Source organism: Anaerococcus cruorum (assembly GCF_046365495.1).
GTDB lineage: Bacteria > Bacillota > Clostridia > Tissierellales > Peptoniphilaceae > Anaerococcus > Anaerococcus cruorum.
This window is the reverse complement of sequence record NZ_JBGMEH010000002.1, coordinates 122,757-138,698: the sequence shown is the minus strand read 5'-3', so window position 1 is coordinate 138,698 and position 15,942 is coordinate 122,757. Positions and strand designations below refer to the sequence as shown.

General features: G+C 31.9%; 19 protein-coding genes and 1 riboswitch. Of the genes, 2 read left to right on the top strand and 17 right to left on the bottom strand.

The features are described 5' to 3' along the window. Nucleotides 1–158: 158 nt before the first annotated feature. From ACCQ40_RS03025 to ACCQ40_RS02955, 15 genes are all read right to left on the bottom strand, one after another. On the bottom strand, nucleotides 159–821 hold the full coding sequence (locus tag ACCQ40_RS03025) for a winged helix-turn-helix domain-containing protein (RefSeq protein ID WP_394011010.1): 663 nt from the start codon (nucleotides 819–821) through the stop codon (nucleotides 159–161). A 153-nt stretch (nucleotides 822–974) separates the two neighbouring features. Then, nucleotides 975–1,664, bottom strand: coding sequence for a 2,3-diphosphoglycerate-dependent phosphoglycerate mutase (gene gpmA, locus ACCQ40_RS03020; protein ID WP_394011009.1), 690 nt, complete (start codon nucleotides 1,662–1,664; stop codon nucleotides 975–977). After that, on the bottom strand, nucleotides 1,664–2,713 hold the full coding sequence (mreB, locus tag ACCQ40_RS03015; protein WP_394011008.1) for a rod shape-determining protein: 1,050 nt from the start codon (nucleotides 2,711–2,713) through the stop codon (nucleotides 1,664–1,666). The genes gpmA and mreB overlap by 1 nt, the downstream gene beginning before the upstream one ends. Nucleotides 2,714–2,721: 8 nt before the next feature. Continuing rightward, the gene (metK, locus tag ACCQ40_RS03010) at nucleotides 2,722–3,891 is read right to left on the bottom strand and encodes a methionine adenosyltransferase (protein WP_394011007.1); all 1,170 of its coding nucleotides are present in this window, start codon (nucleotides 3,889–3,891) and stop codon (nucleotides 2,722–2,724) included. Further along, on the bottom strand, nucleotides 3,891–4,364 hold the full coding sequence (gene ispF / locus ACCQ40_RS03005; RefSeq protein ID WP_410032561.1) for a 2-C-methyl-D-erythritol 2,4-cyclodiphosphate synthase: 474 nt from the start codon (nucleotides 4,362–4,364) through the stop codon (nucleotides 3,891–3,893). The genes metK and ispF overlap by 1 nt, the downstream gene beginning before the upstream one ends. Beyond that, a complete protein-coding gene (gene ispD, locus ACCQ40_RS03000; RefSeq protein ID WP_394011005.1) occupies nucleotides 4,342–5,082 on the bottom strand; it encodes a 2-C-methyl-D-erythritol 4-phosphate cytidylyltransferase in 741 nt (246 codons plus the stop codon). The genes ispF and ispD overlap by 23 nt, the downstream gene beginning before the upstream one ends. Further along, complete coding sequence (locus ACCQ40_RS02995) at nucleotides 5,083–6,183, bottom strand: PIN/TRAM domain-containing protein (protein WP_394011004.1); 1,101 nt, start codon at nucleotides 6,181–6,183, stop codon at nucleotides 5,083–5,085. It abuts the gene before it with no gap. Between the two features lie 17 nt (nucleotides 6,184–6,200). Continuing rightward, entirely contained in the window at nucleotides 6,201–6,680 is a 480-nt protein-coding gene (locus tag ACCQ40_RS02990) for a CarD family transcriptional regulator (protein ID WP_394011003.1), read from the bottom strand. A 79-nt stretch (nucleotides 6,681–6,759) separates the two neighbouring features. After that, complete coding sequence (locus tag ACCQ40_RS02985) at nucleotides 6,760–7,665, bottom strand: diacylglycerol/lipid kinase family protein (protein WP_394011002.1); 906 nt, start codon at nucleotides 7,663–7,665, stop codon at nucleotides 6,760–6,762. Between the two features lie 98 nt (nucleotides 7,666–7,763). Further along, nucleotides 7,764–8,552: a hypothetical protein gene (locus ACCQ40_RS02980; protein ID WP_410032559.1), complete on the bottom strand. Its 789-nt coding sequence runs from the start codon at nucleotides 8,550–8,552 to the stop codon at nucleotides 7,764–7,766. After that, nucleotides 8,552–9,235, bottom strand: a complete 684-nt coding sequence (locus tag ACCQ40_RS02975; RefSeq protein ID WP_410032558.1) for an ABC transporter ATP-binding protein — start codon at nucleotides 9,233–9,235, stop codon at nucleotides 8,552–8,554. Before ACCQ40_RS02975 ends, ACCQ40_RS02980 begins: the two co-directional genes overlap by 1 nt. Beyond that, nucleotides 9,228–9,593, bottom strand: a complete 366-nt coding sequence (locus ACCQ40_RS02970; protein ID WP_394010998.1) for a GntR family transcriptional regulator — start codon at nucleotides 9,591–9,593, stop codon at nucleotides 9,228–9,230. Before ACCQ40_RS02970 ends, ACCQ40_RS02975 begins: the two co-directional genes overlap by 8 nt. Before the next feature lie 139 nt (nucleotides 9,594–9,732). Further along, nucleotides 9,733–10,293, bottom strand: coding sequence for an energy-coupled thiamine transporter ThiT (thiT, locus tag ACCQ40_RS02965; RefSeq protein ID WP_410032557.1), 561 nt, complete (start codon nucleotides 10,291–10,293; stop codon nucleotides 9,733–9,735). Between the two features lie 27 nt (nucleotides 10,294–10,320). After that, a riboswitch (TPP riboswitch) is annotated at nucleotides 10,321–10,408 on the bottom strand. Between the two features lie 359 nt (nucleotides 10,409–10,767). Next, on the bottom strand, nucleotides 10,768–11,787 hold the full coding sequence (locus ACCQ40_RS02960) for a YveK family protein (protein ID WP_410032556.1): 1,020 nt from the start codon (nucleotides 11,785–11,787) through the stop codon (nucleotides 10,768–10,770). 8 nt (nucleotides 11,788–11,795) lie between these two features. Continuing rightward, nucleotides 11,796–12,914, bottom strand: a complete 1,119-nt coding sequence (locus tag ACCQ40_RS02955; RefSeq protein WP_410032555.1) for an EpsG family protein — start codon at nucleotides 12,912–12,914, stop codon at nucleotides 11,796–11,798. Nucleotides 12,915–13,411: 497 nt separating this feature from the next. Here ACCQ40_RS02955 and ACCQ40_RS02950 point away from each other — a divergent pair, with 497 nt between their 5' ends. After that, on the top strand, nucleotides 13,412–13,828 hold the full coding sequence (locus ACCQ40_RS02950) for a DUF1893 domain-containing protein (RefSeq protein ID WP_394019123.1): 417 nt from the start codon (nucleotides 13,412–13,414) through the stop codon (nucleotides 13,826–13,828). Continuing rightward, the gene (locus ACCQ40_RS02945; protein WP_394010992.1) at nucleotides 13,825–14,337 is read left to right on the top strand and encodes an ECF transporter S component; all 513 of its coding nucleotides are present in this window, start codon (nucleotides 13,825–13,827) and stop codon (nucleotides 14,335–14,337) included. The genes ACCQ40_RS02950 and ACCQ40_RS02945 overlap by 4 nt, the downstream gene beginning before the upstream one ends. A 48-nt stretch (nucleotides 14,338–14,385) precedes the next feature. On the opposite strand, the gene ACCQ40_RS02940 is transcribed toward ACCQ40_RS02945, so the two are convergent. Both ACCQ40_RS02940 and ACCQ40_RS02935 read right to left on the bottom strand, forming a co-directional pair. After that, the gene (locus tag ACCQ40_RS02940) at nucleotides 14,386–15,447 is read right to left on the bottom strand and encodes a DUF4097 family beta strand repeat-containing protein (protein ID WP_410032554.1); all 1,062 of its coding nucleotides are present in this window, start codon (nucleotides 15,445–15,447) and stop codon (nucleotides 14,386–14,388) included. Further along, entirely contained in the window at nucleotides 15,440–15,796 is a 357-nt protein-coding gene (locus ACCQ40_RS02935) for a DUF2089 domain-containing protein (RefSeq protein WP_306490166.1), read from the bottom strand. Before ACCQ40_RS02935 ends, ACCQ40_RS02940 begins: the two co-directional genes overlap by 8 nt. Nucleotides 15,797–15,942: the final 146 nt, after the last annotated feature.

Genomic DNA, 15,942 nt, shown 5'->3' with positions numbered 1-15,942 from the left:
TAGAGGACCCGTTTTCTATATACAAAAAATAATATTTCCTAGAAATGTTCAGGACCCATCATCTCCACCGTATGGACTTACAAATTATTTAGTTCTTGACAAGATTATATCACAACGAAAATATAATATCAAACATTTTTGAAAACAATTTCACAAAATCACTTTTGAGGTTTACAACTATCTAGCACCCACTTATAGCCCTTGCGGTTTATAGTTTCTATTGGGTTTAAATCTGCCTTTTTAAATTCCAGACGAATTTTTCTAATATGCTCTCTTACAGATCTTTCTGTTGTTTTTAGGCCTTTTTTACTCATTGCCTTAACTATATCATCCTTACTTAAAATCTGCCCCATATTTGAAATTAAAACTGAACAGATACTTATTTCAAATTTTGTAAGGTCTAGGATATTGTTGCCTATCCTAAATATCCCATTATCTTCTTCCATAGTACAAAAACCTAGGCGTACGATATTTGTATCATTAATCTCTTCTACCTTCTCAAAAACAGAATTAATAAACTCCTCACGAGTATTAGAGTGGATTACAAAGTCCTTGTCATCTAACTCTTGTTCGTAAGGATTATCTGCATTTCTTTCTGTAAGATAAATAACTGGGGTAGTTGTTGTTTGTTTTATGTATTGAATCACCTGTAGACACTTATTATAAGTCATATCAACCAAGATTAAATCATATTCACCAAGGTCTAAACCTATAAGGTCTTCCATTTGTTCAAATTTATGTATAACTACTTCGTTTTTATCAAACTGAGAATTTAATAGAGATGAAACGCCGTTTTCATATTCAACTGATGCTATTTTCATTTCTACTCCTTTTATTCCTATATTATAACCTTTTCCCAATCAAAAGTAAAGATTTTTTTATATAAATTTATATTTTTGATATATAAAGTGAAAAATCAATTGGATTTTACTAATAAAAAAGAGCTTACCTATGGGTAAACTCTTAAAATCATTCTATAAATAATATTTTTTAATCATTTTTAAATCATCATCTAGTTCGTAAACTAATGGTTGACCTGTTGGGATTTCTAAATCCATGATGTCTTCATCAGAAATGCCTTCTATGTGTTTAGCTAAAGCTCTTAGGCTGTTACCATGAGCTGCAACTAAAACTGTCTCATCTTTTAGTAATTGTGGAGCGATATTATCAAAGAAATATGGTAAAGCTCTTTCTAAAGTAATTTTTAAGTTTTCTGCTGTTGGAATTACATCTTTTGGCAGATTTTTAAACTGTCTCATATTTAATTGTTCTTTTTGAGCTTCTTCTGATAATGTTGGAGGAAGTGTATCATAAGATCTTCTCCAAATGTGTACTTGCTCATCTCCATATTTTTCTGCTGTTTCAGCTTTATTTAGTCCTTGTAAAGCTCCATAGTGACGTTCATTAAGTCTCCATGATTTTTCTACTGGTACAAATAATTGTTCAGAATATTCTAGAGCATAGTTACAAGTTTTGATAGCTCTTTTTAAAATTGATGTATGAGCATGGTCAAAAACTATACCTGCTTCTTTAATTTTTTTACCAGCTTCGATTGCTTCTTGTTCACCTTTTTCTGATAGGTCAACATCTACCCAGCCTGTGAATTTGTTTGCAAGGTTCCATTCACTTTGACCGTGTCTAACCATTACTAAAGTTTTTGTCATTATCTTCTCCTTAGTTTTTCATTATTTTCTAACTCTTTCTGTTTAGCTTTTACAGAGTCGTCTGCGCTTTGATCTAATTCATCAAGCCAAGTTAGTGCTCGACCTGTGCCTATTATTACGCACTGCTCTGCATTTTCTGCTATATTTACTTCTATTTGAAATTTTTCTGACAGTCTCTGTCTTAGACCTAGAGTGTAGGCCCCACCACCTGTTAAAATAATTTGTTTTTCGAAAATATCTGCAGCAAGCTCTGGAGGGGTTACCTCTAATACTTTTTTTACCCCATCTACTATCAAATCAACATATGGTTTGATTGCAAGCTCTATTTCACCCACAGGTACGAAAACTTTTTGTGGAAGACCAGTGGCCACTTCACGTCCTGTAACTTCTATAGATCCATCAAACTCTGTATTTCCGGCTGCAATTTTAATCTCTTCAGCCTTATTATCCCCAATAAGTAAACCATATCTTTTTCTAATATAGTCTTTTATTGCTGTATCAAAAGTAAGACCTGCAACTGGTACTGATGAGCTTGCTATGATTTGTCCCATAGAAATCACTGCAATATCAGTAGTTCCACCACCAATATCAATTATTAATTCTCCGCCAGCATCTGTTATATCAACTCCAGCGCCAATGGCTGCTGCTAATGGCTCTTCGATTAAATATGTTCTGTGAGCTCCAGCATTTTCGCTAGCCTGTAAAACTGCTCTTTTTTCTACTTGGGTCGCCCTGCTAGGTACACAAATTAGTAAATCTGGTTTTAATAAAGCTTTATTTATAGACTTATTTAAAAAATATTTTAGCATGCGCTCTGTAGATGGGAAATCTGCTATGACCCCATCTTTTAGAGGCATAACAGCTTTTACATTTCCTGGAGTTCTACCTACTAATTTTTTTGCTTCATCTCCAACAGCAAGTATTTCATCTTTTAAGACATCAACGGCAATTACTGATGGCTCACTAAGGACTACTCCCTTGTTATTTACAAAAACTAAGACTTTGGCTGTACCAAGGTCTATAGCTACACTTCTTCTAATCCTTGCCATTTTTTCTCCTAATATTTTTTAAGCTTATCTACCTTATCAAGCGCTTCCCAAGTAAAATCTGGATTTGTTCTACCAAAATGACCATAGCTTGATGTATTTTTATAAATTGGTCTTAGTAAGTCTAGGTTATCAATTATAGCTTGTGGTCTAAAGTCAAAGTTTTCTTCAACAATTTCTAAAAGTCTTTCATCATCATATTTTCCTGTACCAAAGCTATCTACATATATGGAAAGTGGGTGAGCTACACCGATTGCATAGGAAATACCTATCTCAAGTCTATCAGCAAGTCCTGCTGCAACCATATTTTTAGCTGCATATCTTGCCATATAAGCTGCTGATCTATCTACTTTTGTAGGGTCTTTACCCGAAAATGCTCCACCACCTGATTTTGAATAACCACCGTATGTATCTACAATTATTTTTCTACCAGTAAGACCACTATCACCTTTTGGTCCACCTATTACAAATTTACCAGTTGGATTTACATAAATTCTTGTATTTTCATCAATTAATGATGGGTCTATTACTTTATTAATAACTTCGTTTATAATATCTTCTCTAATTTTTTCAAGTGACACATCTTCTGTGTGTTGGGCAGAAATTACGATATTATCAATACGTACTAGTTTATCATCATCGTATTCTACAGTTACTTGAGTTTTACCATCTGGTCGTAGATAATCAAGCACTTTATTTTTACGAACATCTGTAAGTCTTTGAGCAAGCTTGTGGGCATAGTTTATAGAAACTGGTAAATATTCTTCAGTTTCATTATCTGCATAACCAAAAATAATTCCTTGGTCTCCTGCACCTATTTGGTCGTATTTATCATTTGTTGATTTGAATTCTTGGGCACTGTTTACCCCTTGGGCGATATCTGATGATTGTTCAATAAGAGATGTAAGAACAGCTACATTTGAATAATCAAAACCAATATTTGGATCATCATAGCCAATTTCTTTGATAGTTTGGCGAACAATTTGCTCAACTGGAGCATAGGCAGTTGTAGAAATTTCTCCAACAACTAAGACTAAACCTGTTGAAGTTACTGTCTCACAAGCTACTCTGGAGTTTTTATCTTGTTTTAAACATTCATCTAAAATAGAATCAGAAATTCTATCACAAACCTTATCTGGGTGGCCTTCTGTTACTGACTCACTTGTTATAAATTTACGCATTATTTCTCCTCTAATATTACAACAGCACGAGCTTCTATTCCTAAACCCTCTCCAGTAAAACCAAGACCTTCGCTGGTTGATGCCTTGATTGAAACATTTGCTGGACTAGTTTTTAAATGCTCTGCTAATAAATTTTTAATTTCATCTCTTCTTGGATTTATTTTTGGCATCTCACAGATGATAACTGTATCAAGATTGCCTATCTTATAGCCATTTTCTTCCATAAGACCTACCACATGGTTAAGCAGTTTTATAGAAGAAATGCCCTTATACTTTGGATCTGTATCAGGAAATAATTTTCCAATATCAGCAAGAGCCAAAGCTCCTAAAATTGAGTCCATAATCGCATGGGTTAAAACATCTGCATCTGAATGACCTAAAAGTCCTTTTTCATAGTCAAACTTAATCCCACCTAGGATTAAATCTCTATTTTCTACTAGCCTATGAACATCATAGCCTATGCCTATTTTCATTAATTTCCTCATTTTCTTTTCTGCTTTTTATATAAGCTCTGGCAAAGAGAATATCCTCATTGGTTGTAATTTTTATATTTGAATACTCTCCTTCAACTACTTTTACAGGAGTTTCTCTATCAAAAAACTCAAATAGCTGACTATCATCAGTTATCTTAAACTCACTATCTATATATTTTTCATACATAGTAAAGATAGTTTTTTTATCAAAAGCTTGAGGTGTTTGCACATTATAGACAAAGGCCCTATTTGGTGTAAAATCTACAAGCATATTATCATCCAAAATTTTTACAGTGTCTTTTGTTTTTGTAGCAGTTATTACCGCCTTGTAGTTTTTTAGCTCTTCTAAAGTCTTATAAAAAAGCTCTCTACTTGCAAAAGGTCTTACCCCATCGTGGGTTAAGACCAATTGTGATTTTTTATTTAAGGCTTTTAGCCCTTCAAATGTCGATAGCTCTCTAGTACTACTTCCAAAGACATATCTGACCTTATTAGAAAAAATATCATTTTTAAGTATTGATTTGATTATATCTTCATCTTCTTTTCTAATTACTAAGATAATCTCATCAAATTCTTCTATGCCCGTTACTGTTTCTAAAGTACGCTCTATAATCTTTTTATCATCGATATTTAAAAACGGTTTGTTAATATCGCTATTCATACGCCTGCCTGAGCCTGCGGATGTGATTATAGCTGATAAAAATTTGCCATCAAACATTTATTCCTCTTCGCTTCTTACAAATATCATACGTCCTGCAGAAGTTTGTAAAACACTGGTTACAACAGCATTTATTGTTTGGTCGATAAATTTATCCCCATCTTCTACTACTACCATTGTACCATCGTCAAGATATCCTACACCCTGGTTTTTGCCCTTACCTTCTTTTATTACATCTATTCTCATATGCTCTCCTGGAATTACCACAGGTTTTAGGGCATTGGCAAGGTCGTTTATATTTAAAACTGGAATGCCTTGAACATCTGCAACCTTGTTTAGGTTATAATCATTTGTAAAAACTTTACCGCCCATATCTAGGGCAAGTTTTAACAATTTGCTATCTACTTCTTTAATATTTGGATAATCTTGATCTGTAATTTTTAAATTTATCTTATCAGATTTTTTAATCTCACTTACTATATCAAGTCCACGACGTCCTCGTTCGCGTTTTAGATCATCTGGACTATCTGCTATATGTTGGAGCTCCTCTAACACAAATTCTGAAATGATTAGCTCACCTTCTATAAAATCAGTTTCTATAATATCTACTATTCTACCATCAATAATTACTGATGTATCAAGAATTTTGGGACTTGCAGGATTTTTGCTCCTATCAAGTTTAAAAGTAGATTTTAAGTCTTTATTTTCTTTATTAGGCTTAAATAAATTTACAAAATCATCACTGTTTTTAGTTGCCACTCTCCAACCTAAAAAACCTAAACCAAGATATAATAAAATAGATAATAGCACAAAAATTGAATTGCCTACATAAGGTAATTGTAGACTGGTTAAAGGTCTTGAAATTAAAGTTGCAATTAAAATACCAAGTATAATACCAACTGTTCCAACAATTAGATTACTAGCCGGTATAGACGTCATTTGCCCCTCAAGATTGGTAATGCTATCCATAAACCTATCTTTAAAGGATGCAAAAATTAAATAAAAAATTATACCACCAATAAGGCCTGCAACAGCATTAGCAATTATAAATATAATGCCGCTAGTTTCAACAAAGGAACTTGCGGCATTGACTACATTTAAAATTACTATGCCAAGTACTACCCCAATTAGTGTTATAAGAATTTCAAAAATTCTTTTCATCAACACTCCTTGATTTTTTAGAGTCCTATAGACTCATCTATCATTTGCTCAGCTTCGTCTTTATTGAGAGAACCTGCCATAACTAGCTCACTAGCCATGATTCTTCTTGCTCTGTTTAACAATTTCTTTTCTGTGGTTGATAAACCTTTTTCTTTATCCAAAATAGAAAGATTTCTTACCATCTTTGCAATTTCGAATATATCGCCTGTTTTAATAATTTCTTGATTTTCTCTATATCTCACATTCCAGTTGTTTGACATCTCAGTAGGATCTTGGTCAAGAATTTCAATAACTTCATCTCCTTCTTCCTTGCTGATGACATCTCTTATATTCATCTTGTCAATATTTGACATTGGAATGGAAATATCCATAGAACCAATTGGCATTTTTAGTATGTAGTAATCTTTTTCTTTACCTAAAAATTCCTTTTTTTCAATAGAATCTATAATACCCGCCCCATGGTTGGGATATACGATTTTATCGCCGATTTTAAACATTTTTACCTCCTAGGTTCTCATTATTATTATATCAAATTTGAGCCTTTTAGTAAATATTGTTAAAATCTCACTTTAATTTTTAAATTTTATCCCTCAAACCAGTTCGCATTTTTATTTTTTCTCTTAAAACTCTTATATTGGCAAGAGTCGTCGAACCACCATATTCTCCATCAAGGGCCCAGGCTACTTTTTGATCGGTTTTTACTCTAAATTCGTTGCCTTGGCGCAAAATGAGCATATCATTTTCTTTCCTATTTGTAAGACCAAAAATTATTTTGTTTATATCCGCTAAGGATTGAGGGCGTTTTACCATGGTTAACTCAAATATACCATCAGAAAGACCAACATTTTCTCCAGTTATCCCTACAAAACCACCTACAGAAACAGAATTTGTAACCATAAAGTGAATAAATTCTCCAGCAATGGTTTCTCCATCTACCTCCACTTCCATTTTATATGTTGGGATGTTAACTAGAGGTAAAGTTTGCTTTAAACCTTCAAAAATGTAAGCAGAACGTCCAAAAATATTTTTTACATCTTGACCTGTGCTGTAAGAAACTTCTGCTATAGTCCCAAAAGCTGCTACATAGACAAAATACTTATCATCAAGTTTTCCTATATCTATATGTTTTTGGTAACCACGAGTAGCAACCTTGGTAGCTTTTTCTACATCTTGGGGAATATTTAAAGACCTTGAAAAATCATTCGTAGACCCTGTTGGTATATAGCCTATAAGAGGATCAATTTTTGATTTGCAAACTGCAGCTATTACTTCATCTAAAGTTCCATCCCCACCACTTACAAAAATTTCATCAAAACGATGGCCCAGTTTTCTTACAATATATGATGCATCTTTCGCTCTTTGGGTTGCATATATACTTGTCAGATATCCTCTTTCGCTAAGGTAATCAACTATCCAAGGCAGATATTCATTTATTATTTTTTGACCACTATTTGGATTATAGATAAAAAGTGCATCTTTCATGGCGTCTCCTTTATTTCTTTAGTTAAGAAAAATATACACTTTATAGAATTTTTGTAAATAAAAAAGAGACAGTATAACTGCCTCTTTTACCTTAATTACTAGTCTACTGATAATTTTTTATCGTGGAAATAGTATGTTAGTCCATAAAAACCTAGGCTTATGAGTATATTTATAATAAATGGTATAAGCATTAGTCTAGCTGTTGAACTATAAGCTACTTCTACTTCTGCACTTCCAACATCAAAACTTTGGTAAAGGTAATCAGCAAGGGCTGTTGATTGAAATTTCGCTCCTATCATACCAAGTCCAAAAAATATAATTAAGAATACAATTATAGGTCCAAATTTTGATTTTTTACCAAAGACATTAGATGATCCAAAAGTATTTGCAAGCATTATTGCACTTACAATATATACTCCAAAACTAAATAAGCTTAGGAGAGCCATAGCAAATTTAGCCCCACCTATTTGTTCTACCAAATTAGATAAGCTTGTAAAAATTTCAGATAAACTTAAGCCCGGTGCGCTAGCAAGGTTTAATATTATAAAGTTTATCATTCCTGATAAAACTATTACAATTCCTAGGAGGATATAATTAATTATTCTTGCTCCAGTTATAGCATTAGTTGATAAAGGAAGGGCTGAGTAAAATCCAGCACGGTTGCCATAAAATCTTTCGTTGTCATTCTTAGCTGCTATAGCGAGAGATAAAAATGGTCCTATTATAAGTAGGGTCATTGAAAAGCCCATGGCAATTGATAATATTGGTCCACCTGGAAACGCTGATAAGAGCTGCATAAATATTAAAGCTGAGGCAAGGGGTAAAAATAGCCACAATACCATAGATTTAAAATCTTCCTTAAAAATTTGTACAAATAATTTTCCCATTACATAACCTCCGTAAAGTAATCTTCCACACCCATTTGGTGGTTTAATCTAATATCATCAACGGTTTCATCTACGATAATTTGTCCATTTTTTACAAATATTGCCCTATCAAGCACTTTTTCAATTTCAGCTATTAAATGAGTTGAGATTAAAAGTATGCCATCATAGTCAAAATTTTCTATAATTGTATTTATCACCATTTTTCTTGACTTTGGATCTACCCCACTAATTGGCTCATCTAAAAGATAAACTTTTGATTTTCTGCTAAGGGTTAGGGCAATTTGTATTTTCTCACGCATCCCCTTTGAACATTCATTTAGTTTCAAATCTGATGAAATACCAAAACTTTCTAGTAAATCATAAAATTTCTTGCTATTAAAATCTTCATAGAATTTCTCATATAGGGCTACTACATTATCTATTTTTGTTCTTTTATCTAAAGGCAAGTGGTCTGGCTGGTAGGAAACTGTACTATTTGTGCGTCCACCTGGCTTTTTTCCATTTATTTTTACTGAGCCCATATAATTTCTTTCAATGCCTGCAAGGATTCTAAGTAAGGTTGTCTTACCAGATCCGTTTTCTCCAACGAGTCCTACTATTTGCCCATCTTCTATATTTAAATTTATATTATCCAAGGCTGCCTTGCCGTTATAAACCATAGTTAGATTTTTTATATCAATCATTTTTCTCCTCCCAATATATTTTTAATTGGTTAATTGCTTCTTCTTTTTCTAAATTTAAGTTTTCTGCTCTACTTATAAAATCATCTGCGATTTTATAAAATGAATTGTCTTCTAGATTTGAAATTAAGTTTCTATCATCTGTTACAAATCTGCCTGCAGTCCTCCTAGTTTCTGTAAGTCCTGCTCTTTCTAGCTCCACTAGAGCTTTTTGAACAGTATTTGGATTTACTTCATAAAGGCTAGCTAAGTTTCTTACAGAATCTATTTTTGCTCCAGGCTCCCATTCGCCAGTTGATATTTTTACCTTAAATTCATCTAGAAGTTGCAGATAAATAGGTCTTGATGCATCAAATTCCATCTGCTCCTCCGTAATCTGTATTATTGTATTACTATCTTAGTACAATAATATTATATCAGCTATATTTTATTTTGCAAGTGATAATTAATTTTAGTCATAAAAAAAAGCAACCCATTAGGGTTGCTAATTTTTATTTCACTTACATTTTTGGTAAATCTCGTGTTAAGAAATTCTTTAATAAGAATAGTATTACTAAGGCAATTGCGTATTCTACTGCTAGGTATGATGCATTATAAACTAATGAATATTCTAGCGCTCCTTGTCCTTCTGGAGCATATGATGAGAAGAATACTACACCTGATAATACGTGAGTGATAAATCTTGCAATAATTGCAATAAGCGTTCCTTTTAAGATTGGTCCAAATTGGTGGGTTCTTTTAAATTCCTCTGAGTAAAGTCCTGATAGACCAATTAATCCATATGGCATTGGATAATCAAGGATTGCTTGGATTGGATGGATTACATATCCCCCAAACATCATATCGATGATGCCGTATACTGCACCGATTAAAAATCCTTTACCAGCTCCATATCTAAGTGAAAATATAATTAGTGGAATCATTTGTCCAGGTGTGATTTCCCCACCTTGTGGCATTTGAAAAAGTCTAAGTCTTGCTAGAACAAATGATAGGGCGATTGCTAATGCGCCTTCCACAAGCATCTTGGTTGTCCAAGTTGATCTTGTCTGATTATTTTGCATAAAAAATACCTCCTATTGCACATACTCAAAGAGGTTTAGACACTTTCCTCCGCAAGCATTACCTTGGCCAGGTTAAGGGTATATTCTCAGCCATAAGGCACCCCTAGTGCATATTTATTATATTACATAAATAAAATTTTGCAAAGAAAAAAGGGCTACATGCCCTATATTTCTTTTAAATAATGAGTTTTAATGTAGAAAGTATCTCCATTATAATCAACTCTTACAAAACCGTTTTCGCTTTCTCCCAATATCTTTACAATAGAAGAGGCTTCTAGAGTATCAAATGCACTTTCTTGATTAGTATCTGCATAAATTTCTGCATCCGATTTTAACTCGTAGAGGCCACCTATTTGCGGACTATCATCAGCTTGACTTTGCTTTTGATTTTGATATATTTCTATATTTTGAGCTTTATAAGATTCTTCTTTATTGCAAGAAGTTAAAGTTAAAAGGCAAATTATTATTAAAAATTTATCTATAATAAATCACCCCTAAAACTTTTATTCCTAGTCTTTCTAGTTCATTGATTTCATTTTTCAAATCTATTTTAAATGAATTTTTACCTACCAAAATAATTTTATAATCCTCATAGTCTGCTAAGTCTATGGCTTTAGATTTAGATAAACTTGTTTCATTGATTAAAATGTATGGATAAGCCGCTTTTAAACTTACTAACTCTTGCCCAATTATTTTTTCATCTTCTACCTTTAGCTCTGCTCCTTCTAATAGTTTCGCTAAATCATTTGAAATATTATCTTGTGCCTTATTTTTTCCTAAATTACTTAGGCCAACGACTGCATTTGGTGAATTTGTTTTTATTTTTCTTTTTACTTTGCTAAGCTCAGCTGCTTTTTCATCGCTTAAATCAGCTAAGACTTCATAACCTAATTCACGTATATCATTTGCATCTTGAATCCTATCTGATAAAAGTTCTTTTAAGATAGTAAATAGTATTCCTAGTAGTGCTCCTACAATTAATCCAATAACTGCAAAAATAATTCCACGCACTTTAGAAGCCTCATTTACAACTACATTTTGTAGATAGTCGATATTTTCCATGTGTAAATAGTTCCTAGCATAGGCTCTAAACTCTTCTGCAATTAATTTTAAAGTATCTCCAGCACGATCTTCATTAGAATCTTTGTAAGTTAAGCTGATTACTCCGCCCTGAGGATTTACCTCATAGGCAAAGTTTTTAGAAACTTCTTTGCTATCCCAATCTGGATCTATTTTTTCACTTACAGTTTCAAACAAGTCTTCAGATTCTAAAAATTGGGAGTAAATATTGGCTAGTTTTTCATTTAATATTAATTTGTTGTAGGTAATGGGCTCATCATCATTGCTAGTTACAATTAATGCAGTTTCAGCTTCATAGTTACCCGGCAAAACATTTTGAGTAAAAAAAGCTAGAAAACCAATTAAAAGGGCTGGCAAGATTATTAACCACTTATTTCTTTTTATTGCTTGTCTAATTTGTTGTGTTGTTAACATAATTTCTCCTATTGTAATGAGTGAATGGCATTTAAATTTGTAAAGAAAAAGTCATAGCTTGGGGCCTTGGCCATTAAAAATATGGCGTAGGGCACTAGAAAAACTACAACCGATAAACCTATTAAAAAACCACCGAGTTTATCAATATTTTTTATCTTATCTAATACCAAAGGTATGTAAATAATTTCCAAAATTGTAAAAAATGTTGAAAACCTAAAGGCTATTGCAGTTGATGATCTAAAAACTAAAAGTACTACTAGGCTAAACCATATAGCCTTGATGCTGACTTCTTCTATCGAAAATTTATTAAATTCTTTCTTTTTAAAGTACATAAGGCTAGTTATGAATAAGGCTAGGGCAAATATTATCCTAGGATCATAAAATTTCATAGCTCCTGCAAATTGACCAGTAAAGGTGTAATTTAAAACCTTAGTTGCCATACGACCTAGTCCTATAGCTGATAATATTTGAGCAAGGATTTTAAACATCAAACTTGAAAAAACTGATGCAATGAGGGCAGCTCCTGCAGTTAAAATTTTAAAAATCCTACCCATATCAAAGACCATAAAAAATAAAAATGGTAAAAGTATCACGCTTGCCCTATGAAAGGTCATGGCAAATATAAAAAATAATAGGCTTTTAAAAAACTTTTTTTCACTAAAACTAGCTATTGCTACAAGGCCTAATCCCACTGCCGTTGCCGTCCTTGCAGTTTGCATATCAAATTGAATAAAGATTGGCAAAAATATAATAGCAGATAAAAAAGGATTTTTACTTTTTTTAATACTTATGTAGGCTACAGGGATAATGGATAGGGCATTCATAAGAACAATTATCCACTGCCTTGATAGGCCAAAAATATTTATAAGATAAGAAAATAATCTAAAGGCAAATTCTACCGGATATGAAAAGTTTAAAACTTTTGTAAAATCAGTTCCTATGTCCTTAGCAAACCACAGGTAGTTATAGTAGTCGGCATCTCCAGATCCACGAAAAGCAGCAAAGGCAAACATAATAAAAAACATAAGCCCTGCAGCTAGATTTTTCTTCTTATCATCCTTAAATTTTATGAAGTTGTTAATTAAAAATAAACTTATTTGGCTAAGTGTAAATAAAGCAAAACCCATATCTTCCCCTTATTTTTCTAGGTTTATTATAGCAGATATTTAAAATTTGTATAATTAAATTTAGGAAAATATTTAGGAAAGTTTTTATAAATAATTAAAATAATTTATTAAAATTCACTAAATTTAACATCAATTTTACAATTCCCTTATAATATCTAAACAATTATGCACTAATATATAAAGCAAGGAAACAGTTTTAGCTGACAGATTAATTTTCATCGCAATATGCGTACTCTTCCTTAATAATATAAATTTGCATCAACTGTTTACCTACCGGTACAAAGGACCTAACCCTCAAACCTTTGTACTTCTCTCACAAAAACTCTTCTTAGCATAAACTATGCAAACCATCCGTGAGAGCTTAACAGTCAACCTACCCAGTTGGCTGTTTATTTATGTATAACTTATAAGCACCTTAGGGTGCTTTTTTATTTAAAAATTTTTATCAAAATCTTACTAAGCTTTAACTTAACTTGTTCTTATGTTAAAATTATTATATGAATAATTTAGATTTAGCAAAAACTACACTTTTAGAAAATAGTTATTCTATTGTTGTAGTTAAGGAAAATAAAGTAGTTAATACATCTAATAAAAATGGCTTGATTCCTATATTAGATTTGTATAATAATGACAAAAGCCTCCTAAACGAGGCAAGTGTTGCAGATAAAGTTATAGGCAAGGCTGCCGCTCTTTTACTTATAGAAGCTGGTATAAAAGAACTTTATACTGATCTTATATCAGAAAATGCTATTAGTATTCTTGATGATACAAATATCAAATATACTTATAAAACTAAAGTAAAAGAAATAAGAAATAGGGATAATACAGGTAGGTGCCCTATGGAAGAACTTGCCCTAGCTAGTACCAACGCTGATGAGTTGTTAGCAAAAATTAAGGAGAAATTTAATAAATGAATACAAAAAAATTAGTATATACTGCTGCCTTTTTGGCACTAGGAATATTATTTCCAATGATATTTCACTTTTTAGGCCTACCTGGTCAAGTCCTTTTACCAATGCATGTGCCAATTTTTTTAGGAGCACTTACCCTAGGACCTATTTCAGGTTTGATAATAGGAATTTTAACACCAATCTTATCTAGCCTTTTAACAGGCATGCCTCCAATGGTTCCTATGGTGCCAATAATGGTATTTGAGCTTGCCGCTTATGGATTTTTTGCTGGACTCTTATACGAAAAATATCCAAAAAATGTTTTTGTTCCATTGATAGGAGCTATGGTTATAGGTAGGATTGTAGCGGGTATAGCAGCGTATATAGTGTTTAACATGTTTAATATGGAAAAAATAAATATCCTAACCTATATAGGATCTTCCTTTGTAAAGGGTATCCCTGGTATAATAATGATCCTTGTTTTGGTACCACTATTATATAAATGGATGCCAACAGAGGTTAAAAATAGTTAATTTATAAAAACAAAAAGCACCCTAGGGTGCTTTTTTATTTAGAAATTTTTATCTAAGGTTAATTCTACCAAAGTCAGCTGCTGCAAAGATTTCTATATTTTCATTATCTAGGCTAGTAGAAACTTCATATCCTTTTTCTTTTTGCATTTTGTTTTTAAATTTATCGCTTAAGTTTAGCCCTTGGCTTAAAACTTCTGCTTTGATATTTCCATTATAGGATTCGCTATCGATTACTATATTTCCAAAACCTGTGTTAAGATTGATTTTTTCTGCATCTTTGATGTTATAAATTCTAATATTTCCAGAATGAGTATCTGCATCTAGATTTTTAGTATCTAGGCCATCTACCCTGATATTACCGCTTACTGCATCAATTTCTGCCCTATCTCCACTGATATTTGCAAGATATACTGATCCATTTACATTATCTACTACTAAATCACCATGGGTATTTTTAATATCTACTTTTCCATTTGTATTTTGGATATCGATATTACCTTGGGAATTGATTACATTTATTTTTGCATTTACAGAGTCGATTGTATTTTCGCTAAAGTCTACATCTTCTATTTCAATGTTTCCATTTACTAAGTTGATATTTAAACTTTTGTATAAATTTTTGCCTAGGGCAAGTCTTATAATTGATGTTGCTTCTATATTTTGGTAAGTTTCATTAACAGAAATATTTAAACTATCTTCGTTTACTTCAATATTGATATAGTCATTTAATTCGCTTTTTTTAGACCAAATATCTTGGTTTAGGGTGATTGCAGAGTCATTTGCTCTTTCAATTAAAACTTTACCACTTGGTATATTAATATTTATTGCATTTATTTCATCATCAATTCTCATTTCTTTGTGAGTATTGACTTGTCCTTTGATATTGTATTGGTTAATATCTATATTATCTAAGTCTATATTAGAAATTGATTCAAAGGCATCTGTTGTTTTTTTGATGACACTTTCAATGGATTGGTTGATTTTTGCCATAAAGTCATTTTCATTGCGGCTTTTTTTATTGCCAATAGCATTTAATAAGTCATTTGCTTCTTCAACAGTTATTTTGCCTTCTTTAAGCATTTCTAAAATAAATTGTTTTTCATCATTCATCTTTTAATTCCTCCAATAATTCACGGGCTTGGTCAGCTGTGATTTCGCCGTTATCAAGCATATTAAGGATATCTAGACGGCTTTCTTTTTTATCAATTTTACCACCTAGTTTTGCTACTAATTTATCTATTCTATTTCTAACAGTTGGGTAGGAAATGCCTATTTCTTCACCTACATCCTTGATAGAACCTCTTTTTTGTAAAAATAATTCTATAAATTCTTTATCTTCTTTATCTAATCTGGCAAAGTTATCTATTTCAAACTCACCACTTACTTCTGTATAACAATTATTGCATCTATATGAAGTGATGATCATCTCGTCACCACAGTTTGGACATTTATTAATCATTGCTAGCCTCCTTTTGATAATAGTATACTATGTATTTAATATTTGTAAAGTCAATTTTAATAAATTTAATATTTTTTATTGTTTTTATCAATTTATCAATTTCATTTTATGCTAATTTTATTTTCAGCAAATAAAAAAGACTTGCA